Origin of the sequence: Streptomyces sp. NPDC015242 (assembly GCF_043079125.1) — a bacterium.
In the GTDB taxonomy this organism is placed as follows: domain Bacteria; phylum Actinomycetota; class Actinomycetes; order Streptomycetales; family Streptomycetaceae; genus Streptomyces.
This window is the reverse complement of the sequence record NZ_JBIBUF010000011.1, coordinates 67,503-90,300: the sequence shown is the minus strand read 5'-3', so window position 1 is coordinate 90,300 and position 22,798 is coordinate 67,503. Positions and strand designations below refer to the sequence as shown.

21 protein-coding genes and 1 pseudogene are annotated in these 22,798 nt (G+C 73.7%); 15 read left to right on the top strand and 7 right to left on the bottom strand.

The window, feature by feature from the left end; all coding sequences use genetic code 11:
* Positions 1–54: 54 nt before the first annotated feature.
* On the top strand, positions 55–1,200 hold the full coding sequence (locus ACF07N_RS31855) for a type ISP restriction/modification enzyme (RefSeq protein ID WP_392119695.1): 1,146 nt from the start codon (positions 55–57) through the stop codon (positions 1,198–1,200).
* A 42-nt stretch (positions 1,201–1,242) separates the two neighbouring features.
* Here ACF07N_RS31855 and ACF07N_RS31850 read toward each other — a convergent pair whose 3' ends face one another.
* Positions 1,243–1,974, bottom strand: a complete 732-nt coding sequence (locus ACF07N_RS31850) for a TetR/AcrR family transcriptional regulator (RefSeq protein ID WP_392119692.1) — start codon at positions 1,972–1,974, stop codon at positions 1,243–1,245.
* A gap of 63 nt (positions 1,975–2,037) precedes the next feature.
* Between ACF07N_RS31850 and ACF07N_RS31845 the strand changes: the two genes are divergently transcribed.
* A complete protein-coding gene (locus ACF07N_RS31845; RefSeq protein WP_392119689.1) occupies positions 2,038–3,021 on the top strand; it encodes an ATP-binding cassette domain-containing protein in 984 nt (327 codons plus the stop codon).
* Positions 3,018–3,800 carry an ABC transporter permease gene (locus ACF07N_RS31840; protein WP_392119686.1) on the top strand — a complete coding sequence of 261 codons (783 nt, stop codon included), beginning with the start codon at positions 3,018–3,020 and terminating at the stop codon, positions 3,798–3,800. Before ACF07N_RS31845 ends, ACF07N_RS31840 begins: the two co-directional genes overlap by 4 nt.
* A gap of 178 nt (positions 3,801–3,978) precedes the next feature.
* Here ACF07N_RS31840 and ACF07N_RS31835 read toward each other — a convergent pair whose 3' ends face one another.
* From ACF07N_RS31835 to ACF07N_RS31825, 3 genes are all read right to left on the bottom strand, one after another.
* The gene (locus tag ACF07N_RS31835; protein WP_392119683.1) at positions 3,979–4,245 is read right to left on the bottom strand and encodes a hypothetical protein; all 267 of its coding nucleotides are present in this window, start codon (positions 4,243–4,245) and stop codon (positions 3,979–3,981) included.
* 126 nt (positions 4,246–4,371) lie between these two features.
* Complete coding sequence (locus ACF07N_RS31830; protein WP_392119680.1) at positions 4,372–5,190, bottom strand: anti-sigma factor domain-containing protein; 819 nt, start codon at positions 5,188–5,190, stop codon at positions 4,372–4,374.
* On the bottom strand, positions 5,187–5,729 hold the full coding sequence (locus tag ACF07N_RS31825) for a sigma-70 family RNA polymerase sigma factor (RefSeq protein ID WP_383333741.1): 543 nt from the start codon (positions 5,727–5,729) through the stop codon (positions 5,187–5,189). Before ACF07N_RS31825 ends, ACF07N_RS31830 begins: the two co-directional genes overlap by 4 nt.
* A gap of 226 nt (positions 5,730–5,955) precedes the next feature.
* On the opposite strand from ACF07N_RS31825, the gene ACF07N_RS31820 reads away from it, so the two are divergent.
* The 4 genes from ACF07N_RS31820 (at position 5,956) to ACF07N_RS31805 (ending at position 12,664) form a co-directional block, all read left to right on the top strand.
* On the top strand, positions 5,956–7,488 hold the full coding sequence (locus ACF07N_RS31820; RefSeq protein ID WP_383333743.1) for a DUF4331 domain-containing protein: 1,533 nt from the start codon (positions 5,956–5,958) through the stop codon (positions 7,486–7,488).
* Positions 7,489–7,585: 97 nt separating this feature from the next.
* The gene (locus ACF07N_RS31815; protein ID WP_392119676.1) at positions 7,586–9,373 is read left to right on the top strand and encodes a hypothetical protein; all 1,788 of its coding nucleotides are present in this window, start codon (positions 7,586–7,588) and stop codon (positions 9,371–9,373) included.
* Positions 9,370–10,950 (top strand): nickel transporter, encoded by a 1,581-nt coding sequence (locus tag ACF07N_RS31810; protein ID WP_392119674.1) that lies wholly within the window; start codon positions 9,370–9,372, stop codon positions 10,948–10,950. Before ACF07N_RS31815 ends, ACF07N_RS31810 begins: the two co-directional genes overlap by 4 nt.
* Before the next feature lie 79 nt (positions 10,951–11,029).
* Complete coding sequence (locus tag ACF07N_RS31805) at positions 11,030–12,664, top strand: protein kinase (RefSeq protein WP_392119672.1); 1,635 nt, start codon at positions 11,030–11,032, stop codon at positions 12,662–12,664.
* A 4-nt stretch (positions 12,665–12,668) separates the two neighbouring features.
* On the opposite strand, the gene ACF07N_RS31800 is transcribed toward ACF07N_RS31805, so the two are convergent.
* On the bottom strand, positions 12,669–13,475 hold the full coding sequence (locus ACF07N_RS31800) for an SGNH/GDSL hydrolase family protein (protein ID WP_392119669.1): 807 nt from the start codon (positions 13,473–13,475) through the stop codon (positions 12,669–12,671).
* A 334-nt stretch (positions 13,476–13,809) separates the two neighbouring features.
* Here ACF07N_RS31800 and ACF07N_RS31795 point away from each other — a divergent pair, with 334 nt between their 5' ends.
* The 6 genes and pseudogenes from ACF07N_RS31795 to ACF07N_RS31770 all read left to right on the top strand — a co-directional run bounded on the left by ACF07N_RS31795 (position 13,810) and on the right by ACF07N_RS31770 (position 20,063).
* Entirely contained in the window at positions 13,810–15,015 is a 1,206-nt protein-coding gene (locus ACF07N_RS31795) for a S8 family peptidase (protein WP_392119667.1), read from the top strand.
* Positions 15,016–15,485: 470 nt separating this feature from the next.
* On the top strand, positions 15,486–16,307 hold the full coding sequence (locus ACF07N_RS31790) for a glycosyltransferase family 2 protein (RefSeq protein WP_392119664.1): 822 nt from the start codon (positions 15,486–15,488) through the stop codon (positions 16,305–16,307).
* Positions 16,304–17,293, top strand: a complete 990-nt coding sequence (locus tag ACF07N_RS31785) for a glycosyltransferase family 2 protein (protein WP_383347056.1) — start codon at positions 16,304–16,306, stop codon at positions 17,291–17,293. The genes ACF07N_RS31790 and ACF07N_RS31785 overlap by 4 nt, the downstream gene beginning before the upstream one ends.
* Before the next feature lie 22 nt (positions 17,294–17,315).
* Positions 17,316–18,089 carry a polysaccharide deacetylase family protein gene (locus ACF07N_RS31780; RefSeq protein ID WP_392120108.1) on the top strand — a complete coding sequence of 258 codons (774 nt, stop codon included), beginning with the start codon at positions 17,316–17,318 and terminating at the stop codon, positions 18,087–18,089.
* A gap of 75 nt (positions 18,090–18,164) precedes the next feature.
* Positions 18,165–19,259: a DUF5925 domain-containing protein gene (locus ACF07N_RS31775; RefSeq protein WP_383333759.1), complete on the top strand. Its 1,095-nt coding sequence runs from the start codon at positions 18,165–18,167 to the stop codon at positions 19,257–19,259.
* A gap of 33 nt (positions 19,260–19,292) precedes the next feature.
* Positions 19,293–20,063, top strand: a pseudogene (locus tag ACF07N_RS31770) (DUF72 domain-containing protein).
* Positions 20,064–20,087: 24 nt separating this feature from the next.
* On the opposite strand, the gene ACF07N_RS31765 reads toward ACF07N_RS31770, so the two are convergent.
* Complete coding sequence (locus ACF07N_RS31765; RefSeq protein WP_383333763.1) at positions 20,088–20,456, bottom strand: GntR family transcriptional regulator; 369 nt, start codon at positions 20,454–20,456, stop codon at positions 20,088–20,090.
* A 72-nt stretch (positions 20,457–20,528) separates the two neighbouring features.
* On the opposite strand from ACF07N_RS31765, the gene ACF07N_RS31760 reads away from it, so the two are divergent.
* Both ACF07N_RS31760 and ACF07N_RS31755 read left to right on the top strand, forming a co-directional pair.
* A complete protein-coding gene (locus ACF07N_RS31760; protein WP_392119660.1) occupies positions 20,529–21,455 on the top strand; it encodes a GNAT family N-acetyltransferase in 927 nt (308 codons plus the stop codon).
* Complete coding sequence (locus ACF07N_RS31755) at positions 21,436–21,936, top strand: DUF402 domain-containing protein (RefSeq protein WP_383333767.1); 501 nt, start codon at positions 21,436–21,438, stop codon at positions 21,934–21,936. Before ACF07N_RS31760 ends, ACF07N_RS31755 begins: the two co-directional genes overlap by 20 nt.
* Positions 21,937–22,057: 121 nt before the next feature.
* Here the strand turns inward: ACF07N_RS31755 and ACF07N_RS31750 are convergent, their stop codons facing one another.
* Positions 22,058–22,687 carry a class I SAM-dependent methyltransferase gene (locus tag ACF07N_RS31750; RefSeq protein WP_392119657.1) on the bottom strand — a complete coding sequence of 210 codons (630 nt, stop codon included), beginning with the start codon at positions 22,685–22,687 and terminating at the stop codon, positions 22,058–22,060.
* Between the last annotated feature and the right edge of the window lie 111 nt (positions 22,688–22,798).

Sequence of the window (22,798 nt, the reverse complement as noted above, 5' to 3'; positions counted from 1 at the left end):
GGGGCCCGTCCGGCCGTTGCCCGCGCCCCTGGCGCGTGCGGGACACGTCGTACGATGCGGGGCGTGACGCACGACGACGCTCCGCCGCTGGCGGACCTCATGCCGTGGTCCGTCGCACCGCCGCGGCTCGGCCGGGGCTGGCCGGCGGGGCCCGACGCGGCGTCCCTGAGGGCCCGCTGGGACACCCTGGTGAAGGCCGAGGGCCCCGACCGCGCGGCGCTGTTCGAGCCGAGCCGCTCGCGCACGCTGCACACCGCGGTCGGCCAGCTGCCCGGCCGGGCGGACAGCGGCACGGAGAAGCTGCTCCGGGCCTCGGGCCCGTGCCCGGAACCGGTGCGGGTGCTGTACGCGCCCTTCGACGAGCAGTGGCTCATCCCCGACCAGCGGCTGATCGACGCGGCCCGCCCGGAGCTGTGGCGGGTGGCGGACGAGCGGCAGGTCTTCCTGGTGGAAGCGCCCGAGGCACTGCTGGCCACCTCGCTGCTCCCGCTGCTGCGCCCCGGCCGCGTCCGCCCTCTCTACCGGCGCCCCGGTGGCCTGGAGCCGAACCTGGCCCCGGGCCTCCTGGAGCACCTCGGCAGCCGTCTGGGCGGCGTCCCGGCACCGCTGGACGTGCTGGCCTGGATCGCGGCGACGGCCCGCCCCGACCTCACCGTCCCGCTCACCGGGGACGGCGACGCGTGGGAGCGGGGCCTGGAGCACGGCCACCGGCTGCTGTGGCTGATGCGCCGGGACGGGGAACGCCCGAGGCTGCCCGGCGGCCGCCGCCCCTACGTCCGCGCTCCGCTGCCGTCCCGGCCCGTGGAGGTGCGCTACGACCGGGACGAGGAGGCCCTGCTGCTGGACGAGGGTCGTATCGCGCCGGTGCCGCCGGAGGCGTGGGACTTCGAGGTGGGCGGGGTGCGCGTGCTGGAGCAGTGGTTCGCGGCCCGCGTCGCCGTCGCCGAGCCGGGCACGCTGGCCGCGATCCGCCCCGCGACCTGGCCGCAGGCCTGGACGTCGGAACTCCTGGAGCTGATCACGGTCCTGGCCCTGCTGGCCGAGCTGCGCCCGCTGGAGGAGCCCTCGCTCCCCGACCCGATCACGGCGGCGGAGCTGCGCGCGGCGGGCGTGTTCCCCGTGCCGCCGACGGCCCGCCGCCCCGCCTCGGTCCTGGACGGCCCGGAGGAAGGCCCCGAGGGGCAGCTCGCACTGCTCTAGCCCGGCCGCGCCCCACGGCAGTTCCATGGCCATGGCGAGATCTCATCGGTGCGCGGTGGGGCGCGCCTCGGGGTCGAAGGCGTCCAGGACGCGCTCCAGGGCCCGCCGGAAGACGGCCTCCAGGTCGACCGGCCCGCTCTGCTCGGCGAAGGCGGCCGCCAGCCGCGGGTAGGCGCCGGTGGCCACCTGGCTGCCCAGGTAGGCCATGCGGACGGCGTTCTCCTCCTCCACGGACCACGGCACGGAGCGGGTGCGCTCGACCGTCGCGATGTCGTTCGCCGTGTACGTCGTGACGACGCCGTTGAGCAGCGCGATCAGCTCGGTCTTCGTGCCGGCCGGGACGTCGAGCGGTTCGAGACAGGCCAGGCAGTGTTCGAGGTAGCGCAGGGTGTTGGGGCTGAAGCCGAGCACGCCGGCCATCAGCCGCGGCAGCCAGGTGTGGCGGCGCATGATGGCCCGGGTCTCCGCCGCGTTGCGGAGCATGTCGGCGCGCCAGTCGCCCGTGGGCTCGAAGAGCTCGTGCTCGGCCCCGACCGCGTCGATCATCAGCTCGTACAGGTCCTCCTTGCGGGGGACGTGGTTGTACAGCGACATCGTGCCGCAGCCCAGCTCCGCGGCGATGTGCCGCATCGACACCGCGTCCAGTCCCCGCTCGTCCGCGATCCGCACCGCCGCCGCCGCGATGTCGGCGCGGGTGAACGCCGGCTTCGGTCCACGGCCGGTGCGCTCGGGGCGCGCCCAGATCACTTCGGGTACGGCCGCTCGGCCCGCCATCGGTCATCACCTCGGCCACCATCCTAGTTACGTACACCGTACGTAGTGCGCTATGGTCGCGCCATGACTTCTACGTACGCTGTACTTAGTGAGGGTCTGGAAAAGCGGTTCGGGGAGGTTCACGCCCTGCGCGGGCTGGACCTGGCGGTGGCCGAGGGGACGGTGTGCGGGGTCCTCGGGCCGAACGGGGCAGGCAAGACCACGGCCGTACGGCTGCTGACCACGCTGCTGCGGCCGGACGCCGGCTCCGCCCGGGTGGCGGGGCACGACCTCGTCCGGAAGGCCGCCGCCGTCCGCCGCCGGATCGGCGTCACCGGTCAGGAGACCTCGATCGACGGGGACCTCACCGGGCGCCAGAACCTCTGGCTGTTCGGCCGCCTGCACCGGGTGCGCGGTCCGGCCGGGCGGGCCGCCGAGCTCCTCGACCGCTTCGGCCTCACGGAGGCCGCCGACCGGCCCGCCGCCACCTACTCGGGCGGGATGCGCCGCCGCCTGGACCTCGCCGCGAGCGTGGTGCGCCGCCCCGACGTGCTGTTTTTGGACGAGCCGACGACCGGTCTCGACCCCGCCAGCCGCACGGCCGTCTGGAACGTGGTGCGCGGCCTGGCCGACGAGGGCACCACCGTGCTGCTCACCACGCAGTACCTGGAGGAGGCCGACCGGCTCGCAGACGACATCGCCCTGGTGGACCGCGGCCGGGTCGCGCACACCGGGTCCCCGGCACAGCTGAAGGCGCTCGTCGGATCGCACGCCGAAGTCGTCGTGGCGGACGCGGACGTGCTCGCCGACGCCGCGGGCGTGCTCGACCGGCTGACGGGCGCGCAGCCGTCGTTCGACCGCGAGCGCAACGCCGTGGGCGTGGCCAGCGGGGACCCGACGCTCACGGTGCCACGGCTGGTGCGTGCCCTGGACGCGGCGGGCGTGCCGCTGCTCGACGTGAGCCTGCGGCCCCCGACGCTGGACGACGTGTTCCTGCGCCTCACCGGGACGACCGGAACCGGGACCGCGCCAACGACCACCGAGAGCGTGAAGGAGCGTGCGGCGTGAGCGCACTGGCGTACGACGGGACCGCGATGCTGGGCCGCCAGCTGCTGCGGATGCGCAACAACCCGGGCCTGCTGATCCTCACCCAGACGATGCCGGTCAGCATGCTGCTGTTCTTCGGCTACGTCTTCGGCAGCGCGCTGGCGATGCCGGGTGAGGCCTACCGGTCGTTCCTGGTGCCGGGCCTGCTGGTGGCGACCGCCTCGGGCGGGGTCATGACCGGCATGTTCCAGGCGGCGCAGGACACGCACCGGGGGGTGGCGAACCGCTTGCGCACGCTGCCGATGAGCCGGGCCGCCGTACCGCTGGGGCAGGCCCTCGCCGACGTGCTGGTGACGGCCGTCGGCACGGTGCCGTTCCTGCTGGTGGGGCTGGCGGTGGGCTGGCGCGTCGAGGGCGGGCCGCTGCGCGCGGCCGGGGCGCTGGGGCTGTTGCTGCTGTTCCGGTTCGCGTGCACGTGGGCCGGGATCTACCTCGGCCTGCTCACCCGGAACGAGGAGGCGGCCGGTCAGCTCGGCGGGGCGACGTTCCTGCTGCCGCTGCTGTCGAGTGCGTACATCCCGGCGAGCGGACTGCCGGGCGGGCTGCGGACGGTCGCCGAGTGGAATCCGATCAGCGCGGTGGCGACGGCCCTGCGGGACCTCTTCGGCAACGCTCCGGTGCCCGACGGGGCGGCCTGGCCGGTGGCCCACCCCGTCGCGGGGTCACTGCTGTGGTGTGCCGTACTGCTCGGGGTGTTCGTGCCGCCGGCCGTGCGCCGGTACGCGCACGGGGAGCGGTGAGCGGGCCGCTCGGGCACCGGGGCCGCGCGGAGCCCCCGTCACTGCCGGGTGGGTCGGGACACCGACGGAGGCGTACCGCGCTCGGGAACACACCTGGCGTCGCTGCGTGCCGCGGGGATGACGGACGACGAGTGCGCAGCGTGCGCCGGGGGCGGTGCGACCGCCCGAGCGCGGGACCCTACCTGCTGCCGAAGAGGGAACGGCGCAGCCGGCGCAGCGGCGCGAACAGCGAGACGCGACGCACGCGCGCGCCCCTGCCACTGCGGTCGTGCGGCTGACGCGCGGTCAGTTCACGCATCAGCGAGGTCGCCTCGAGCGTCTCCCGCTGCGGGACGGCGGGACCGCCCAGCACCGCGAGGTGGCGGTCGAGGCGCGAACTGGTCGCGCTGCTCCCGCAGGTGATCGCAGGGACCCTGGCCCTGCTGCGCACTGTTATCTGTTCCATGTCACTCCCCACCCGTACGAGTCCACCCGGCCCGGGCAGGTTAACCCTATCGCCCCGTCCAGGCACACGTGTATCGCGGTCACAGGATTCACCTTCCCCATAAGGGGGTTGACGATGTATCTCCGATCACTCTCCGAATCCAACAGATTTCAGGCCGAGTTGGACGATCGGCTGCGACGTGGGCTGCGGCGATCCCCCGGCCGGTTCGACGGTTACGGCCAGTGAGGTCGCGGAGGTGCCCAGACCGGTCGCGACCAGCGGCGTGTCGCCCTCGAAGAGGCCCAGGGAGCGCGGTGGTGCGCCCGGGCGCATGAGCCACAACTGGTGCACGCGGCCGCCAGGCGGGGCGCCGTATCCGCCGAGGGTGACCACCGCGCTCCGCTCCGTGGCGGAAGCGATCACTCCGATCGTGCGGCCCCGGCCGTCCCGTCCACTGCTCGCACGAGCGTCCGGAGCGGCCAGAACGTGGGCGATCTCACGTGACCGGTCGCGCTCGGCGGCCAGTTCGTCCTGGGTGCGGTTCGCCTGCACGGCGAACAGCGACGCGACGACCAGGGCCGCGGCGGCGGTGGCCGTGGCGAACGGCACGAACAGCGGGAGGCGGCGCCGCGCCCGCTGCCGGGGCGGTGGCTGGGCACCCCACACGTGCGGCGGCAGCTGCGGCGCACGCGCGCGTGCCGTCTCGTGCGCCGCTTCCCGCGGGGCGGGATCCTGCGGTGTCGTGCGGACGGCGGCCATCACCCGGTCGCGCAGCGCGGCCGGGGCCGGGGCGGCCGTGGACCAGGCGAGCCGGACGGCGTCCTCGGACAGGGCGCGCACCTCGGCCGCGCAGCGGTCGCAGTCCCTCAGGTGCTTCTCGAAGCGGACGCGCTCCGCGGGGTCCAGGGCGTCCAGCGCGTAGGGCGCGGCGAGCGAGTGCGGGTCCTCGCGGCGGAACAGGCTCATGCCACGCCTCCCAGGCACTCGCGCATCCGGGTCAGCCCGTCGCGCATCCGCGTCTTGACCGTGCCGAGCGGCAGCGAGAGCTGCTCGGCCACCTCGCGGTAGGTGTAGCCCTCGTAGTAGGCGAGGGTGACGGACTGGCGCTGCAGGACCGTGAGCCGGTCCAGGCAGCGGCGCACCCACTCGCGTTCCAGGCCCGCTTCGACCTCCTCGGTGACGTGGTCGAAGGCCGGCTGGCCGGAGCGCAGTGCCTCGCGCTGTTCGCGTTCCCCGGCCGCGCGGGCGCTGCGCACCCGGTCGACGGCCCGGCGGTGGGCGAGGGTGAGGACCCAGGACATGGCGCTGCCGCGCCCCGGGTCGAACTTCGCTGCGGACCGCCACAGTTCGAGCAGCACTTCCTGAGCCACCTCCTCCGACTGGGCGGGGTCGCGCACCACACGCCGTACGAGCCCGAACACCGGGCCGGACACCAGTCCGTACAGATCCTCGAACGCCTTCTGGTCCCCGCTCGCCACGAGCAGCAGCAGTTCGTCCGCCTCCACTCGGTCCCCCTCTCCGAGGCCGCACCGGGCCTGTCCCCTCACACGAGGCACTCGCAACGCACACACCTCCGGACGGGGTTACGGATCAGCGCGCCGAAAACGCGGGTCGCCGGCGATGAAACAACTTTTCAGACGCGCCGTAAGAACGTTTGAGATTCGACCAATCCGCTTCGCCGGGCGCTCCGAAGGGTGTGTGTCAGGCAAGTTGGCACGGAGGACGGACGGCATGACACCTATCTCCAGGACCGGTGCGGGACGCAGGAGCATCGCGACCGCGATCTGTGGTGCGCTGGCCGCCGGCGGGCTCGCGGCCGCCGGTGTGACCGCGCTGGAACCTGAGGCGGCCTCCGCCTCCAGTCACCGGGAGGCCCCGCTGATCTCGGGGACCCCGCAGTACGACAACACGGACGTGTACGCGTTCGTCAGCCCGGACAAGCCGGACACGACGACCATCATCGCCAACTGGATCCCCTTCGAGGAACCGGCCGGCGGGCCCAACTTCTTCACCTTCGCCGAGGACGCGCAGTACGACCTGCGCATCGACAGCGACGGGGACGCGCAGGAAGACCTGCTCTTCCGGTACACGTTCACCACGCACACGAAGAACGACAAGACGTTCCTCTACAACACCGGCCCGGTCGAGAGCCTCGACGACCCCGACCTCAACATCACGCAGACGTACGACCTCGAACTGATCAAGCTGCGGCACCTGAAGGCGGTGTCGAAGACGAAGGTCGCCGACGACGTGCCGGTGGCTCCGTCGAACGTCGGCAAGGCGTCGATGCCGGACTACGCCGCCCTGCGCAAGCAGGCGGTGCACAAGCTGGCCGGCGGTGCCCAGACGTTCGCGGGGCAGGCCGATGACCCGTTCTTCCTGGACCTGCGCGTCTTCGACCTGCTGTACGGCGGGAACCTCTCCGAGGTCGGCAACGACACGCTCAAGGGCTACAACGTCAACTCCATAGCCCTGCAGGTGCCCAACAGCTTCCTCACCTCGTCGCACGACCAGCCGGTGGTCGGCATCTGGTCCACGACCCAGCGCAAGAACGCGCGGGGCTACTTCTCGCAGGTCTCGCGCCTGGGCAACCCGCTGGTCAACGAGGTCGTCAACCCGCTCAAGGACAAGGACAAGTTCAACGCGTCCGCGCCCCGGGACGACGCCCAGTTCCTGAAGAACGTCACCAACCCGGAGCTGCCGAAGCTCATCGAGGCGATCTACAAGATCCCGGCCCCGGACGAGCCGCGCAACGACCTGGTCGACGTCTTCCTCAAGGGCGTCAAGGACCTCAACCAGCCGCCGCACGTGACGCCCTCGGAGCAGCTGCGGCTCAACACCTCCATCAAGCCGGCCGCGAAGCCCAAGCGGCTGGGGGTGCTGGACGGGGACACCGCGGGCTTCCCGAACGGCCGCCGCCTCACCGACGACGTGATCGACGCCTCGCTCCAGGTGGTCGAGGGCGAGCTGCTGGGCGCGAAGAACGACCTGGGGGACGCGGTCGACAAGAACGACAAGGAGTTCGAGAAGTCCTTCCCCTATGTCGCGCTGCCGACCGAGGGTTCGCGCGGTCCGCTCGCCAAGGGCGTGGACGGCGGCAACGACGTGCGCAGCCAGCTGGGTGACGCGCTCCAGCCGGCCGGTGCGCAGGGCGCGGACGACACACGCCTGATCGCCGCGTCCGCCGGCGCCGGCGCGGGCGGCATCGTCCTGGTCGGCGCGGCCCTGATGTGGTGGCGCCGTATGCGGAACCGGGCGTACTGACGTCACCGGTTCCCCTCCTGACCGGCGCGGCCCGTCCCCCACGCCCCCACGGCACGGGCCGCGCCACCCCTCCCGCACATCCGACCGAGGAGAGTTCATGCCTCCGCGTACGACCGACAGCACACCGGGCAGGCGCGACGGCCGGCCGCCGTCGCCGGCTCCCGAAGCCGGGACCGGCGGACCGGGCTCCGAGCCGCCGTCCCGGCCCGCGGCACGGTCGGACGGCGCGACCGAGGGGACACCGGCCGCGGGGGCGACGCCGGACACGGGCTCGGACACGGCCTCGGACACGGCGGCGGAAACGGCGGCGGAGACGAAGACGGTCACGGGGGCGACCTCGGACACGGCGGCGGAGACGGCCTGGGACACGACGGCGGAGACAAAGACGGACACGGGGACGGACACGGGGACGGACACGGACACGGAGACGGGCACAGGGGCGGGCGAGGGCAGGGGCCCGGACGCGGGGAGGGCCGGGGCCGGGCGGGACGCCGGCGCGGACGACGACCGGCGCGTGGCCGTGCTGCGGCGGGCCGCCGATCGTGGGCGGCGCCGGCGGGCCGCTCACCTGGCCGGTTGCGCCGCGCTGCTGGCCGTCGCGCTGACCGGTGGGGCCGTGGCCTTCGGAGGTGCGGGAGAACAGGGTCCGCGGGTCGCCGCCGTGTCCGCCGCCGGGGCCCTGTCGCCCGGTGACCTCGCCCGGGGCGAACTCGACTCGGCCGTCACGTCCTTGCAACGGCATCTCCGGGCCCAGCCGAGGGACTTCGGCAGCTGGGCCACGCTCGGGGTCGCCTACGTGGAGCAGGCGCGCCTCAAGGGCGACCCCTCGCGCTACCCGCAGGCCGAACGCGCCCTCCGGCGCTCCCTGTCCCTCCGCCCGGGCAACGACCAGGCCCTCGCCGGGCGGGCCGCCCTCGCCGCCGCCCGGCACGACTTCCCCGGTGCGCTGGCCGACGCCGACCGGGCACTGGAGCAGAACCCCTACAACGAACGCGCCCTGTGCACCCGTGTCGACGCGCTCGTCGAACTCGGCCGGTACGACGACGCCGCCGGGGCGGCCCGGACCGCCGACGACCGGCGCCCCGGCGTGCCGGTCTTCACGCGGTACGCGTACGTGCACGAGCTGCGCGGCGACGTCCGCACGGCCCGTGACGTGCTGCGGCGCGCCCTGGACGCCGCGAGCAGCCCCGCCGACGTCGCGTACGTGGCCACCGCGCTCGGCCAGCTGGAGTGGAACCAGGGCGACTACGAGGCGGCCCTCGGCCACTACGCCCGCGCCCTCGCCGCCGACGACGCCTACCTCCCCGCGCTGGAGGGCCGCGCACGCGCCCAGGCGGCGCGGGGCGACCGGGCAGCCGCCGTGCGGGGCCTGGAGCAGGTCGTCGCGCGCTCTCCGCTGCCCGGCCCACTCGTCGCGCTCGGCGAGCTGTACGAGGCACGCGGCGGTGACGGCGACCGGGCCAGGGCCCGCGACCAGTACGCCCTGGTCGACGCCTGGACGTCCCTGGCCCGGGCGGGCGGCGTCAACGCGGACCTCGACACGGCCCTGGCCGCCGCCGACCACGGTGACCGCGAGGCGGCCCTGCGCGCCGCCCGCGCCGAGTGGGACCGCCGCCGCAGCGTGCACACCGCCGACGCCCTGGCCTGGGCCCTGCACGTCAACGGCCGGGACGAGGAGGCGCTGCCGTACGCCCGCCGGGCCACCGCCACCGGCTACCGCAACGCGGCCTTCCTCCACCACCGCGGGATCATCGAGCGCGCCACCGGGAACGAGCGCGCGGCCCGCGAGCATCTGACGGCCGCGCTCGATCTGAACCCCGGCTTCTCGCCCCTCGGCGCGCGCGAGGCCCGTGCCGCACTCGACGACCTGGAGGGGACCCGGTGATCGTGCGCCGGCTGTTCGCGTCCGGCGCCGCCGTCCTCACGGCCGCCGCCGCGCTCACCCTGCTGCCCGCCGCCACGGCGAGCGCCCACCCGCTGGGCAACTTCACCGTCAACCGCTACGACGGCCTGGTCGCCACGCCCGGCGAACTCCGGGTCCGGCACGTCGAGGACCTGGCGGAGATCCCGGCGACGCAGGCGAAGCCCGAGATCGACCGCCTCGGCCTGGCACGGTGGGCCCGGGAGCGGTGCGCCGGCGCCGCCGGGGACAGCCGCGTGACCGTCGACGGCCGCCCGGTCGCCCTGACGGCCGGGCGCGGCCACGCGCGCGTGCGGCCCGGGCAGGCGGGGCTCGACACGCTCCGGGTGGAGTGCGAGCTGACCGCTCCCCTGCCCGCGGACCGGGAGTCCGTGTCGCTCCGCTTCCGCGGCGCGGGTGCCTCGTCCGGGCCGGGCTGGCGGGAGATCACGGCCCGCGGCGACCGTATGACGCTCATCGCTTCGGACGTACCGGAGACGTCGGTCTCGGACGAACTGACGCGATACCCCGAGGAGTTGCTGTCCTCCCCGGCCGACACGGCCTCCGCCGCGCTGCGGATCCGCCCGGGTGGCCCGGCCCTGGCGGACGAGGAGCCGGACGCCCCCGCCGCCTCGGTGCTGCCGCGCGGCGCCGACCGCTGGACCCGCGCCCTGGACGAGCTGGTCGCCCGGCACGACCTCACCGCGGGCTTCGCCGCCCTGGCCCTCGGCATCGCCGTGGTCCTCGGCGCGATGCACGCGCTGGCACCGGGACACGGAAAGACCATCATGGCCGCGACGGCGGCGGCCCGGGGCGGCCGGGCGCGCATGAAGGACGTGCTGCCGATGGCCGCCTCGGTGACGGTCACCCACACGCTCGGCGTGGTCGCCCTGGGCCTGCTGGTCACGGCCGGCTCGGCGGCGGCGCCCTCGGTGATCGCCTGGCTCGGTGTCGCCAGCGGCGTCCTGGTCACGCTGGCGGGCGCGAGCCTGGTCCGCCGAGCCCTGCGCAGCCGCGCGCACGCCCATCCCCACACCCCCGGCCACGACCACGACCACGACCACGAGGATCACCCTCACTCGCACGACCACCACCCGGACCACAGCCATGGCCACGACCACCCCCACAAACACCCTCACGACCACCCCCACCCCCACCCCCATCCCCACGCGGTCGAGCACACCCATGGTGGGTCCACGCACAGTCACCCCGTGGCCCCGACCCTGCGCGGCACGATCCTCATGGGCTTCGCTGGCGGCCTCGTGCCCAGTCCCTCGGCCGTGGTGGTGCTGGTCGGCGCCGCGGCGCTCGGGCAGGCCTGGTTCGGCCTGCTGCTCGTCGTGGCCTACGGCGTGGGCCTTGCCCTGACCCTCACCGCCGCCGGGTACGCCGTCGTCAAGGCGGGCAGCGGCATGACCCGGCTGCTGGACCGGCGCCCCCGCTGGACGGCGGGCCCGGCGGCGGCCCTGGTGCGCCGGACCGCCCCCCTCGGATCGGCCTTCGCCGTCGTCGTGCTCGGGGCCGGACTCGTGTTCAAGGGGGCGGCATCCGCACTGGGCTGAGTTACGTTCGTGAGGAAATCCGACGTCACGGGGAAGACAGAACTCAGAGAGATTCCGCCCGGCTGCGAATGGGGGCGCCGTGTCCGAAGAACCGGGCCATGAGCGGGTGATCGCGGGCCGCTACCGGCTCCTGGCACCGCTCGGCGAGGGCGGCATGGGCACGGTCTGGCGCGCCCGCGACGAGCTGCTGCACCGCGAGGTGGCCGTCAAGGAGGTGCGCGCCCCGGCCGGGCTCGGGGGCGACGACGTCCAGCGGATGTACGCCCGGCTGGAGCGTGAGGCGTGGGCGGCGGCCCGGATCACCAACCGGAACGTGGTCACCGTGTACGACGTGGCGACGGACGAGGGCCGGCCCTGGGTCGTCATGGAGCTGGTCCGGGGCCTGTCCCTGGCCGAGGTGCTGGACGCCGAGGGCCCCCTGTCGCCGCAGCGGGCCGCGCACGTCGGCGCCGAGGTGCTGGCCGCTCTGCGGGCCGCGCACGAGGCCGGGGTGCTGCACCGGGACGTGAAGCCGGCCAACGTGCTGATCGCCAACGACGGCAGGATCGTGCTCACCGACTTCGGCATCGCGATGGTGGAGGGCAGTTCGGCGCTGACCATGACCGGGGAGGTGATCGGCTCCCCCGAGTTCCTCGCTCCGGAGCGCGCGCTCGGGCGCACGCCCGGCCCGGAGTCGGACCTGTGGTCGCTCGGTGTGCTGCTGTACGCGGCGGTCGAGGGTCACTCGCCCTTCCGTCACGACACCCCGCTGAGCACGCTGCGCGCGATCGTCGACGAGGAGCTGCCGCCGCCGTACCGGGCCGGGCCGCTCGCCCCGGTGATCGAGGGGCTGTTGCGCAAGGATCCCGAGCAGCGGCTGCCGGCCGAGCGGGCGGAGCGGGAGCTGCGGGTGGTCGGCGCGGGCGGCTCGCCCCGTGCGGACACCGTGCGGGCGGTCCCGTTTCCGCCGACGGTGGCGGCGCGCCCGGACTCGTCGCGGACGTCGCCGGCGCCGCCGATGCCCTTCCCGGGACAGCCGGCGCCGTCGGGCGCGGGCGCGACGGCGCCGGACGGCCCCCGGGACCGCGACCGGCGGGCCGGCCGGGTGCTGGTCGCGGGCGTCATCGCGCTGGCGCTCGCGGTGGGCGGGCTGACGTACGCGCTGCTGAACGACAGGGACGGGAACGGGGGCGGCGACCGGGGCGCGGGGGCGAGTACGCCCGCCGAGACGAAGGACCCGCCGCGGAACACGGGGAGCGGGAAGTCCAGTCCGTCCCCGACGCCGAGCGAGAGCGAGAGCGAGCGGAGCAGTCCGCCGCCGCAGTCGGTGCGGGTCGCCGTGGAGGGCTCGCGCACGGACTACACCGGGTCGTGCCCGCCGCCGGACGAGCGGGCGCCGAGGTTCACGGCGACGCTCACGGTGGGGCGGCTGCCGGCCGAGGTGCGCTACCGCTGGGTCACCGGGGACGGCTCGGTGCTGGACGGCGGCTGGCACACCCTGTCGTTCCCGGCGGGCGGCGGCCGGACCAAGCAGGACAGCGTGACGGTCACGACGCGCGCGGAGTCCGGCACCGTCGAGAACGAGATCGGCGTGGAGGTGCAGGAGCCGGTGCGGGCGACGTCCGAGTCGGTGCCGTTCTCGATCACGTGTGAGACGGAGACCCCGACGGGCGGGGCCTCCCCCTCTCCCTCCGGCACGGGAGGGGACCCGGACGGCGGGTCCGGGTCCGGTTGAGCGGTCAGTCGTTGGCGTTGAGCACGGGCAGATAGCCGCCCGACTGGCCGGGGGCCTTCGGGTGGTAGGACTCGCCGATGTTCAGCCAGTTGACGCTGTGCAGCCAGGAGTCGCCGGAGCAGATCTCGTGGCCGGTGAAGGTGGAGCGGACGTCACCGAAGGCGAAGCCGTGCTGCGCGGCGCGCTGGCCGATGGCGGTGTTCAGGTGGTCGGAGGCGTCGTTGATGGCCTTGCGCTTGGCCTCGGACAGACCGAGGCAGGTGGTGCCGAGCCGGTAGAAGCGGGGGTAGCCGAGGACGACGACCTTGGCGGAGGGCGCCTTGGAGCGGATCGCCGAGTACACGCTGTCGAGCTTGTCGGGCAGCGTGGAGTCGACGTAGGCGCGGGCGGTGTTGATGCGGGAGATGCAGGCACTGTCGGACTGGGTCACACAGGTCGTCATGACGTCGGCGAACCCGGCGTCGTTGCCGCCGACGCTGACGGAGACGAGGGCGGTGGCGGTGGTGAGGGGGCCGAGCTGCCCGGACAGAACATCACCCGTTCGGGCGCCGGAACAGGCCGTGAAATCGAAGGTCGAGGGTGAGTTGGCGGCGGCCCAGAGGTAGGGGAAGGCCTTCGTGCTGCGCTTGCAGTCGCCGCTGGAGCTGATGTAGCTGCCGGCTCCGACGCCGGACGAATACGAGTCACCGAGGGCCACGTATCCGCCAGTTGCGGCTTGTGAGGACGCCTGCGCCGCGGCCGCGCCGGTGAGGGCGGTGCCGGCGGCGAGGAGGAGCGAGCTCACGAGGACGACAAATCGGGAACGTCTCATGGAACCTCCCTTTAGCAGGATCTCTGCCACAACCGTGGTAGCAGCTACGCGTGTTGACAGGAAGTGTCCATGCCAAGGGTTTCGGCCCTTTTCACGACACATGGCGTGTTCACCACGCCTGTGACCACGTATCCGGCCACTCGTGTTGCGTGTTCATGTCAGATTTGTTGATGGCTGTTCAACTCCCTTGTTCTACCCCGGTAGATGGTCGACGCTTTACTCCGGCAGGGAGCGGAACGCGACGCTCCCCGGCCGTGTGCGCGAGCACGCGCACTCCCCCACACGACGCGCGCCCCACCCAGGCGCGCGCCGCCTAGAGGAGGACTCCCTCGTAATGGCACAACTGCGTAGCAAGAGACTCGGATCCGCCGCGATCACCCTGTCGGCGGCCGCCGCCCTCGTCGGCGCACTCACCGCCGTCCCCGCCCAGGCCGCCCCGGCCGAGGGCCGGGTGCTCGCCGCGGACTCCCCGGCAGCGATCAAGGACAGCTACATCGTCACGCTCAAGAAGAGCGCGGGGCTGAAGGCGTCCTCTTCCGCGGCCAAGGGCCTTGTCAAGAAGTACGGCGGCTCGGTCGAGAAGACGTTCGGCGCGGCGCTGAACGGCTACTCCGCCGAACTCTCCGCCGCCGAGGCACGGCGGCTGGCCGCCGACCCGGCGGTGGCCTCCGTCGAGCAGAACCAGCGTGTCTCGCTCGCCGCCACGCAGACCAACGCCCCTTGGGGCCTGGACCGCATCGACCAGCCCTCGCTCCCGCTCTCCGGCACCTACACCTACCCGGACAGCGCGGGCAGCGGTGTGACGGTCTATGTGATCGACACCGGTGTGCGCATCACCCACCAGCAGATCAGCGGCCGTGCGGCGCACGGCTACGACGCCGTCGACGGCGACACCAACGCCTCCGACGGCAACGGCCACGGCACCCATGTGGCCACCACGATCGCGGGCTCGACCTACGGCGTCGCCAAGAAGGCGAAGATCGTGGGCGTGCGCGTGCTGAACAACAGCGGCTCCGGCACCACGGCCGGCGTGATCGCGGGCATCGACTGGGTGACGCGCAACCACTCCGGCCCCTCGGTCGCCAACATGTCGCTCGGCGGCGGCGCCTCCACCAGCCTCGACACGGCCGTCCGCAACTCCATAGCCAGCGGCGTCACCTACGCCGTCGCCGCGGGCAACAGCAGCACCACCGCCTCCTCGTCCTCCCCGGCCCGCGTCGCCGAGGCGATCACGGTGGGCGCCACCACCAGCACCGACGCCAAGGCGAGCTACTCCAACTACGGCTCGGCCCTGGACATCTTCGCCCCCGGCTCGTCCATCACGGCCGGCTGGCACACCAGCGACACCGCCACCAACACCATCTCCGGCACCTCGATGGCGACCCCGCACGTCGCGGGCGCGGCGGCGGTCTACCTGGCCGGCCACACCTCCTCGACCCCGGCCCAGGTCGCCTCGGCCCTGGTGAGCGGCGCCGTCACCGGCAAGGTCACGAGCGCGGGTTCGGGCTCGCCGAACCGGCTGCTGCAGCTCGTCCCGTAAACACGAACGTCTGAGCGACCGTTCCCCGGCAGGCATGACACGCCTGTCGGGGAACGGCCGTTTATGTGACGGGAACCTTTCACTTTGCGTCCCACAAAGCGCCTCCCACAACGACCAAACCAACAAAAACGTGAGAGGCCGTTCCAGGTCTTGCCATACGGGTTCAATCGTCAATACCGTCATACATCTCACCCGCATCGGTCCGTCAGTACGCGGCTCCAGGGGAGGGCTCAAGGACCGCGACGTACCGGCGCGGGGCGCGGTAGGGGGGTGCCGTGCTCGGTGACCGCAACGGTCTCCGGGCCGTGCCGCGCGGTCGGCTGCCGTTTTCCGGGCCGGCCAGCTTTGCCAGCTCACCCGCGTGCCGAAGTTCCATCTCGGCATGCCCCGGGTGAGAACCCCCCTTTCGAACCGGACTGGATCCGGACTGCCCTGGGGGGGCGGTCCACCGGACGAGAGGGACCAGACTCATGAGCTCAGTTCTGCAGCCGGCCGTGACGGACGAGCATCCGCCGACCGCAGCCAAGTACCGGCCCGTCTCCTCGCACCTGGCGATCGCCCCGCCGGTGAGCGTGGTCATCCCGGCCATGAACGAGGCGGAGAACCTTCCGTACGTCTTCAAGACCCTGCCCGACTGGATCCATGAGGTGGTCCTGGTCGACGGCAACTCCACCGACGGCACCGTCCAGGTCGCCCGCGAGCTGTGGCCCGAGGTCAAGGTGGTCGAGCAGCGCGGCAAGGGCAAGGGCGACGCCCTGATCACCGGGTTCCAGGCCTGCACCGGCGACATCATCGTGATGGTCGACGCCGACGGCTCGGCCGACGGCGGCGAGATCCTCTCCTACGTCTCCGCCCTGGTCTCGGGCGCCGACTTCGCCAAGGGCTCCCGCTTCGCCAACGGCGGTGGCACCGACGACATGACCTTCATCCGCAAGCTCGGCAACTGGGCGTTGTGCACGGTGGTCAACCGCAAGTTCGGCGCCCGCTACACCGACCTGTGCTACGGCTACAACGCCTTCTGGCGGCACTGCCTCGACAAGATCGACCTGGACTGCACCGGCTTCGAGGTCGAGACCCTGATGAACATCCGGGTGGTCAAGGCCGGGCTGAAGGTGCAGGAGATCCCGAGCCACGAGTACCTGCGCATCCACGGCACCAGCAACCTGCGGGCCGTGCGCGACGGGCTGCGGGTGCTGCGGGTGATCCTGCACGAGCGCTCCAACCGCCGGGCGCTGCGCCGCCGTTCGGACCGCTCTGCGATGCTCGACGCCGTCCGGGGAGAGGCGCGTTGAGCGGTCCCGGCGTCTCCGTCGTGATCTGTGCCTACACCGAGGACCGCTGGGAGGACATCCTCGCGGCGGTCTCCTCGGTGCGGGCGCAGTCCCGCCCGGCCCTGGAGACACTGCTGGTCGTCGACCACAACCAGGCCCTGCTGGACCGGCTCGGCAGGGAGTACAAGGAAGCCGGCGAGGTGCGGGTGCTCGCCAACGCGGGCCCCCGCGGCCTGTCCGCCGGCCGCAACACCGGCATCGCCGCCGCGCGCGGCGAGGTCGTGGCGTTCCTCGACGACGACGCCGTGGCCGAGCGGGACTGGCTGCGGCACTTCGCCGAGGCGTACGAGGACCCGCGGGTGCTGGCGGTCGGCGGGCGCACGGTGCCGGTGTGGGCGTCGGGGCGGCGCCCCGACTGGTTCCCCGAGGAGTTCGACTGGGTGGTCGGCTGCACCTACCGGGGCCTGCCGCGCGGCCGGGTCCGGGTGCGCAACGTGCTGGGCGGCAACGCCTCGTTCCGGCGCAGCGCCTTCGACGCGGCAGGGGGCTTCGCCACCGGCATCGGCAGGGACGGCGACAAGCGCCCACTGGGCTGCGAGGAGACGGAACTGTGCATCCGCCTCAGCCGCGCCCGGCCCGACGCGGTGCTGCTGATCGACGATCGCGCGGTGATCCACCACCGGGTGCCCGAGGTCCGCGAGCACTTCCGCTACTTCCGCACGCGCGCCTACGCCGAGGGCCTGTCCAAGGCCCTGGTGGCCCGCAGCGTCGGCGCGGACAAGGGCCTGGAGTCCGAACGCCGGTACGCCACCCGCGTACTGCCGGCCGGGGTGGCCCGGGGGCTGCGGGACGCCCTGCTGGCCCGGCCCGGAGGCGCGGGACGGGCGGGCGCGATCGTGGCCGGGGTGCTCACGGCGGCGGGCGGGTACGTCGTCGGCAGCGTCCGGGCCCGCCGCGGCGGCACCACCTTCCAGGTGCCCCGGGTGGAGGTGACGGCCCGTGAGTGACGACACCCGTGTACCGATCCTGATGTACCACGCGGTCGCCACCGAACCGAACGAGACGACCCGCGCCCTGTCCGTGACCCCGCAGGCCTTCGCCGAGCAGATGGCGGTGCTGGCGGACCGGGGACTGACCCCGCTCACCACGGCCGACCTCGCGGCCCGCTGGCGCTCCGGGCGCCCGCTGCCCGGCCGGCCGGTCCTCATCACCTTCGACGACGGCTACGAGGGCGTGCACCGGCACGCCCTGCCCGCCCTGGCCGAGCACGGCTTCCCGGCCACCCTGTTCGTCTCGACCGGCTGGCTCAGGGGCCCGTACGACACCGGTGGCGGCCTGGACACCATGCTCGACTGGGACCAGGTACGCGAACTCGCCGCGGCGGGCGTGGAGATCGGCGGGCACAGCCACAGCCACCCGCAGCTCGACCAGGTCTCCGACGCCACCCTGCGGTTCGAGCTGATCCACTGCAAGGAGATCGTCTCGGACCAGCTGGGCACCGTGCCGGCCTCGTTCGCCTACCCGTACGGCTACTCCAGCCGCCGGGTCCGGCAGGCGGTGCGCGAGACGGGCTACGCCCAGGCCCTGGCCGTCGGCAACGCCCTGGCGCGCCGGGCGCAGGGGCCGTACGCCCTGCGGCGGGTGACCGTGCGCCGGAGCACGGGCGTCGAGGAGTTCGAGCGGATCGTCGAGGGGCGCGCGATCGCCCGGACGTTCGCCCGGGACCGGGTCCTGACCCAGGGGTACGCGGTGGTCCGCAGGACCCGGCGAGCGCGCCGGCTCCTCGTCCGCCCCGGCGGCTGACCCGGACCCGGGCGACATGCCGCGTGCACCCGGAAACGGGGTGCACGCGGCGCGCCCGTGCCGGATCATGTCCGCATGCCTGACAACCCGCACGAAGCGCTGCCGATCCGGCTCAACGTCGACGACTCCGACTCCCCGTCCGACGTCGTCGACGCGCTGTTCCTCGGCCGCTTCGCGACGGGCGAGCAGCCGTACTCCCACGCGGCGAACATCGACCGCGTCCGCTCCGGGGCGGCCCTGATGCCGTCCGGCGCCCGGGTGCTGCGCGTCGCCCGGGACGACGACCGCAGCGCCACGCTCGCGGAGGGCGACGGCTGGACGCTGCTGGTCTCCCGCTGGAACCGCGGCGCCGACGTCACGGTGACCGCGACCAGCGCGGAGCTGGCCCGCACGATCCTCGACCAGGCCACGGACGGCGCGGCGGACGAGCCCGAACCGCAGCCGGAGAACGTCACGATGGGCTTCTGGTACGTCTCGCCGCGGCGGGGCCCGCACCGCACGACCCGCCAGATCGCGGCGGGCACCTGGGAGGAGATCCGGCCCAACTACACCGCGCCCGTGGCCGACGCCATGGACCGGCTGATGAAGACGACCCCCGAGGACATCGCCGGCCGGCTGCTCCTGCTGCACGGCCCGCCGGGGACGGGCAAGACGTCGGCGCTGCGCACGCTCGCCCGGTCCTGGCGCGACTGGTGCCAGGTCGACTGCGTCCTCGACCCCGAGCGGCTCTTCTCCGACGTCGGCTATCTCATGGACATCGCCATCGGCGAGGAGGACGCGACCGGCAAGGGCCGCTGGCGGCTGCTGCTCCTGGAGGACTGCGACGAGCTGATCCGCGGCGAGGCCAAGCACACGGCGGGCCAGGCCCTGTCGCGGCTGCTGAACCTGACCGACGGTCTGCTCGGCCAGGGACGCAACGTCCTGGTCGGCGTCACCACCAACGAGGACCTGGAGCGCCTGCACCCGGCGGTCGTCCGCCCCGGCCGCTGCCTCGCCCGGATCGAGGTGGGCCCGCTGACCCGTGCGGAGGCGGTGAACTGGCTGGGCCGCGAGGACGGCGTCGGCCGCGAGGGCGCCACCCTGGCGGAGCTGTACGCGCTGCGCCGGGGCACGTCCCCGACGTCCCTGCCCGAGCCGCGCGGGGACGCCGACGCGGGCCTGTATCTGTAGGAGGTCGCCGCCCGCCGGTGTTTTGATGGATCCATGACCCTGTTCGTCGGCACGTCCGGGTGGCAGTACAAGGACTGGCGGGACGTCCTGTACCCGTCCGGGCTGCCGGTACGGCTCTGGCTGGAGGAGTACGCGGGGCACTTCGCCACCGTCGAGATCAACAACGCCTTCTACCGGCTGCCGTCCCGGGAGACCTTCGAGGACTGGCGGAACCGGGTGCCGCCGGACTTCGTCGTGGCGGTCAAGGCGAGCCGCTATCTGACCCACATCAAGCGGCTCAAGGAACCCGAGGAGCCGGTGCACCGGCTGATGACCCACGCCGCGGGCCTCGGTGACCGCCTCGGCCCGGTCCTGCTGCAGCTTCCGCCCAACCTGCGCGCCGACCCGGGCCTGCTCGACGCCTGTCTGGCCTGCTTCCCGGCCTCGGCCCGGGTCGCGGTCGAGCCGCGCCACGACTCCTGGTGGACGCCGGAGGTCCGCGCGGTTCTGGAGGCCCGGGGCGCCGCCCTGTGCTGGGCCGACGTCCTGGCCCGGCCCGCGACGCCGCTGTGGCGCACGGCCGACTGGGGGTACGTCCGCTTCCACCAGGGCCGCGCCCGGCCGTGACCCCGCTACGGCCGCCGCTCCCTGGCCACCTGGCTCGACCGCGTCGCCACGACCTGGCCGGGCGGCGAGGACGTCTACGCGTACTTCAACAACGACCCGGGCGGCGCGGCCGTGGCGGACGCGATGGCGTTCGCGCGGGCGGGCAGGTCGGCGGGCCTGGACATCACCCGGACGCCACAGCACCTGGTTCGCGTCTGAGGGGCACGCCCGGCGGTGTCGCCCTCATCGGCCGTGGGCCGCCCGGAGGGCGTCGCGCACCGCGGCCAGTGCCGCGTCCTCTCCCTGCCCCAGGCGCCGGGCCCGCTCGGCGTACGCCTGGGCGGCCGCCGCCAGCTCCCGCTCGGCCGCCGCGCCGGCGGCGGCCACGAACGTGCCGTTGCGGCCCCGCGTCTCGATCACCCCGTCCGCCTCCAGCGCGCGGTACGCCTTCGCGACCGTGTTCGCCGCGAGGCCCAGCGACTCGGCCAGCCCGCGCACGGTCGGCAGCCGGTAGCCCACCGGCAGTTCGCCCGACCGCGCCTGCTCGGAGATCCGCGCCCGCACCTGCTCGTACGGCGGGGCGCTGTCGTCGATGTCGATCTTCAAGGTCACAGGGCCGATTGTCCCGCACGGGACGGAAAATGAGAGGCACCCGGGGCACGCCCCGGCGTACCGTGCGCCTCCATGACCGTGATCGTGCGCGACCTGCGACCCGACGTCCGAGCCGACGCCGAGGGCTTCTCCGCCACCCGCCGCCTCGCCCTGCCCTACCTGCTCTCCACGCCCGAGTCCGTGGTGCACACCCTGACCCACGCCCACCCGGACGCCCACTTCACCCAGCTCGTCGCCGAGGAGGACGGGGAGATCATCGGCACGGCACAGGTCAGTGTCGCCCACGAGAGCCCGGAGCCCGGCCAGGGTTCCGCCAACATCTACGTGCGCCCCGACCGCAGGCACCGCGGTGCCGGTTCGCTCCTGCTGCGCACCGCCGAGGAGCGTCTCACCGCGCTGGGCGTCACGAAGCTGTTCGCCTGGGTGCTGGACGAGCCGGGCAACCGCGCCTTCGCCGAGCGGCACGGCTTCCGGGCCAGCCGGTCCGCCTTCTTCCTCCGCCTCGACCTGACGTCCGGCACCCTGCCGCCCCGCCAGGACCCGCCGGCCGGCGTGGAGCTGCGCACCGCCGCCGACTTCGCGGACGACCCGCGCCCGCTGTTCGCCCTGGACGCGGAGGTGGTGGCGGACGAACCGGGCGACATCGACGCCGAGTTCACCGACTACGAGGCGTGGCTTGACGAGAACTGGCGGCACCCGCTGCTGAACCGCGACCTGACCACGGTCGCCGTCGTCGACGGCAGGCCGGCCGCCTTCAGCGTGGCCCACACGGACGGCACCCGCTACGGGACCGCCATGACCGGCACCGCCCGGGACTTCCGCGGCCGGGGCCTGGCGAAGCTCGCCAAGAACGACTCCCTGCACCGGGCCCTCGCCGCGGGCTGCACGGAGGCGTTCACCGGCAACGACACGGGCAACGAACCGATGATCGCCATCAACAAGTGGTTCGGCTACGAGGTCGCCGCGACGGAGGTGCGGTATGTCCGCGCACTCGGCTGACCGCCCCCAGCGGCTGGACGTCGTGCTCGTCAAGGCGGGCCGCACCAAGATCCGTTACGCCGCCGAGCTCCTGGCGGACGACGGCACCCGGGTCGCCGTCCGTGCCCCGTGGGCGGGTGCGGGCGTGCGCGACTTCGGCTTCGTCCGCTTCGAGCCCGGGGACGTCTTCACCGAGCACTACTGGCGCGACCGCTGGTACGCGGTCAAGGAGGTCCGCTCCGCCGCGGGCACGCTGAAGGGCTGGTACTGCGACGTCACCCGCCCGGCCGTCCGGTCCGGCGCCGAACTGGTGGTGGAGGACCTGGACCTGGACCTGTGGCGCTCGGCCGACGGCACGGACGTACGGCGTCTGGACGAGGACGAGTTCGCGGCGAGCGGTCTCGCCGGGACGGACCCCGAGGCGGCCCGGGCCGCGCTGGCGGCGCTCGACGAGCTGGAGTCCCTGGCCCGCGGCGGCGACTTCACGGCGCTGCTGGCCTGACCGCGGCGCACCGCACCCGCGCGACGAGCGTCTGGCGTCGGTCCCTCACGGCACCGTCGCCACGAGCGCCCCGCGTCGGTCACTGGCGGTACCCGCGCCAAGAGCGCCGCACGACCGTCCCTCACGGCACCGGCACGACCAGCGCGTACCGTTCGTCCGTCACCTCCCCGCCCCACAGGGACGCGTCGTCCGACAGCCGCTCGACGCGCACCCGCCCGGCGACCGGGGCGAGGAGGGCGGTGAGCCGCTCCGCCGGTATGCCCACCGGCGTGACGCTCCCCCACACGCCCTCGACCAGCACGAGCCGTCCGCCCGGCCGCAGCAGTCCGCACCAGTGCCGCAGAACGCGGGCCGGATCGGGCAGGGTCCACAGGACGTGCCGGACCAGCACGGCGTCGAAGCGCCGCTCCCCGATCGGCGGTGCCGCGGCGTCACCGACGAGGAACACGGCGTCACGGCCGGCCGGCTTCTGGCGGGCGAGGCGCACCATCGCCGGGGAGAGGTCCACGCCCGTCACGCGGTGTCCCTGCTCGGCGGCGAGAAGTGACAGGCTGCCGGTGCCGCAGCCGAGGTCGAGGACGTCCCCCGCGCGCCGGGGCAGCCAGGCGCGCAGCCGGTGCGCCCAGGCGCGGCGCACGGCGGGGTCGCGCAGCCCGTGGTCCGGCTGCTCGTCGAAGACGGCGGCCTGCGCGTCCCAGTCCACGGCGCCGCCGTCGTTCGCCGAGGTCATGCCGTCACTGTCGTGGGTCATGGGCCCAAGAGTGACACCCGCCACTGACACCCGATTCGTGACTGCGGCCACAGACAGACCAGGAGCGATGAGGAACTGTCCCCCGAAAGGTCTACCTCCGTGAGAACGCGG

What these genes read in the sequence shown, in the direction of transcription:
- ACF07N_RS31835 (WP_392119683.1), bottom strand. Translation starts at nt 4,245, where the DNA reads ATGGAACAGATAACAGTGCGCAGCAGGGCCAGGGTCCCTGCGATCACC.
- ACF07N_RS31775 (WP_383333759.1), top strand. Translation starts at nt 18,165, where the DNA reads ATGCCTGACAACCCGCACGAAGCGCTGCCGATCCGGCTCAACGTCGAC.
- ACF07N_RS31795 (WP_392119667.1), top strand. Translation starts at nt 13,810, where the DNA reads ATGGCACAACTGCGTAGCAAGAGACTCGGATCCGCCGCGATCACCCTG.
- ACF07N_RS31820 (WP_383333743.1), top strand. Translation starts at nt 5,956, where the DNA reads ATGACACCTATCTCCAGGACCGGTGCGGGACGCAGGAGCATCGCGACC.
- ACF07N_RS31750 (WP_392119657.1), bottom strand. Translation starts at nt 22,687, where the DNA reads ATGACCCACGACAGTGACGGCATGACCTCGGCGAACGACGGCGGCGCC.
- ACF07N_RS31800 (WP_392119669.1), bottom strand. Translation starts at nt 13,475, where the DNA reads ATGAGACGTTCCCGATTTGTCGTCCTCGTGAGCTCGCTCCTCCTCGCC.
- ACF07N_RS31760 (WP_392119660.1), top strand. Translation starts at nt 20,529, where the DNA reads ATGACCGTGATCGTGCGCGACCTGCGACCCGACGTCCGAGCCGACGCC.
- ACF07N_RS31855 (WP_392119695.1), top strand. Translation starts at nt 55, where the DNA reads ATGCGGGGCGTGACGCACGACGACGCTCCGCCGCTGGCGGACCTCATG.
- ACF07N_RS31845 (WP_392119689.1), top strand. Translation starts at nt 2,038, where the DNA reads ATGACTTCTACGTACGCTGTACTTAGTGAGGGTCTGGAAAAGCGGTTC.
- ACF07N_RS31830 (WP_392119680.1), bottom strand. Translation starts at nt 5,190, where the DNA reads ATGAGCCTGTTCCGCCGCGAGGACCCGCACTCGCTCGCCGCGCCCTAC.
- ACF07N_RS31815 (WP_392119676.1), top strand. Translation starts at nt 7,586, where the DNA reads ATGCCTCCGCGTACGACCGACAGCACACCGGGCAGGCGCGACGGCCGG.
- ACF07N_RS31790 (WP_392119664.1), top strand. Translation starts at nt 15,486, where the DNA reads ATGAGCTCAGTTCTGCAGCCGGCCGTGACGGACGAGCATCCGCCGACC.
- ACF07N_RS31780 (WP_392120108.1), top strand. Translation starts at nt 17,316, where the DNA reads ATGTACCACGCGGTCGCCACCGAACCGAACGAGACGACCCGCGCCCTG.
- ACF07N_RS31850 (WP_392119692.1), bottom strand. Translation starts at nt 1,974, where the DNA reads ATGGCGGGCCGAGCGGCCGTACCCGAAGTGATCTGGGCGCGCCCCGAG.
- ACF07N_RS31755 (WP_383333767.1), top strand. Translation starts at nt 21,436, where the DNA reads ATGTCCGCGCACTCGGCTGACCGCCCCCAGCGGCTGGACGTCGTGCTC.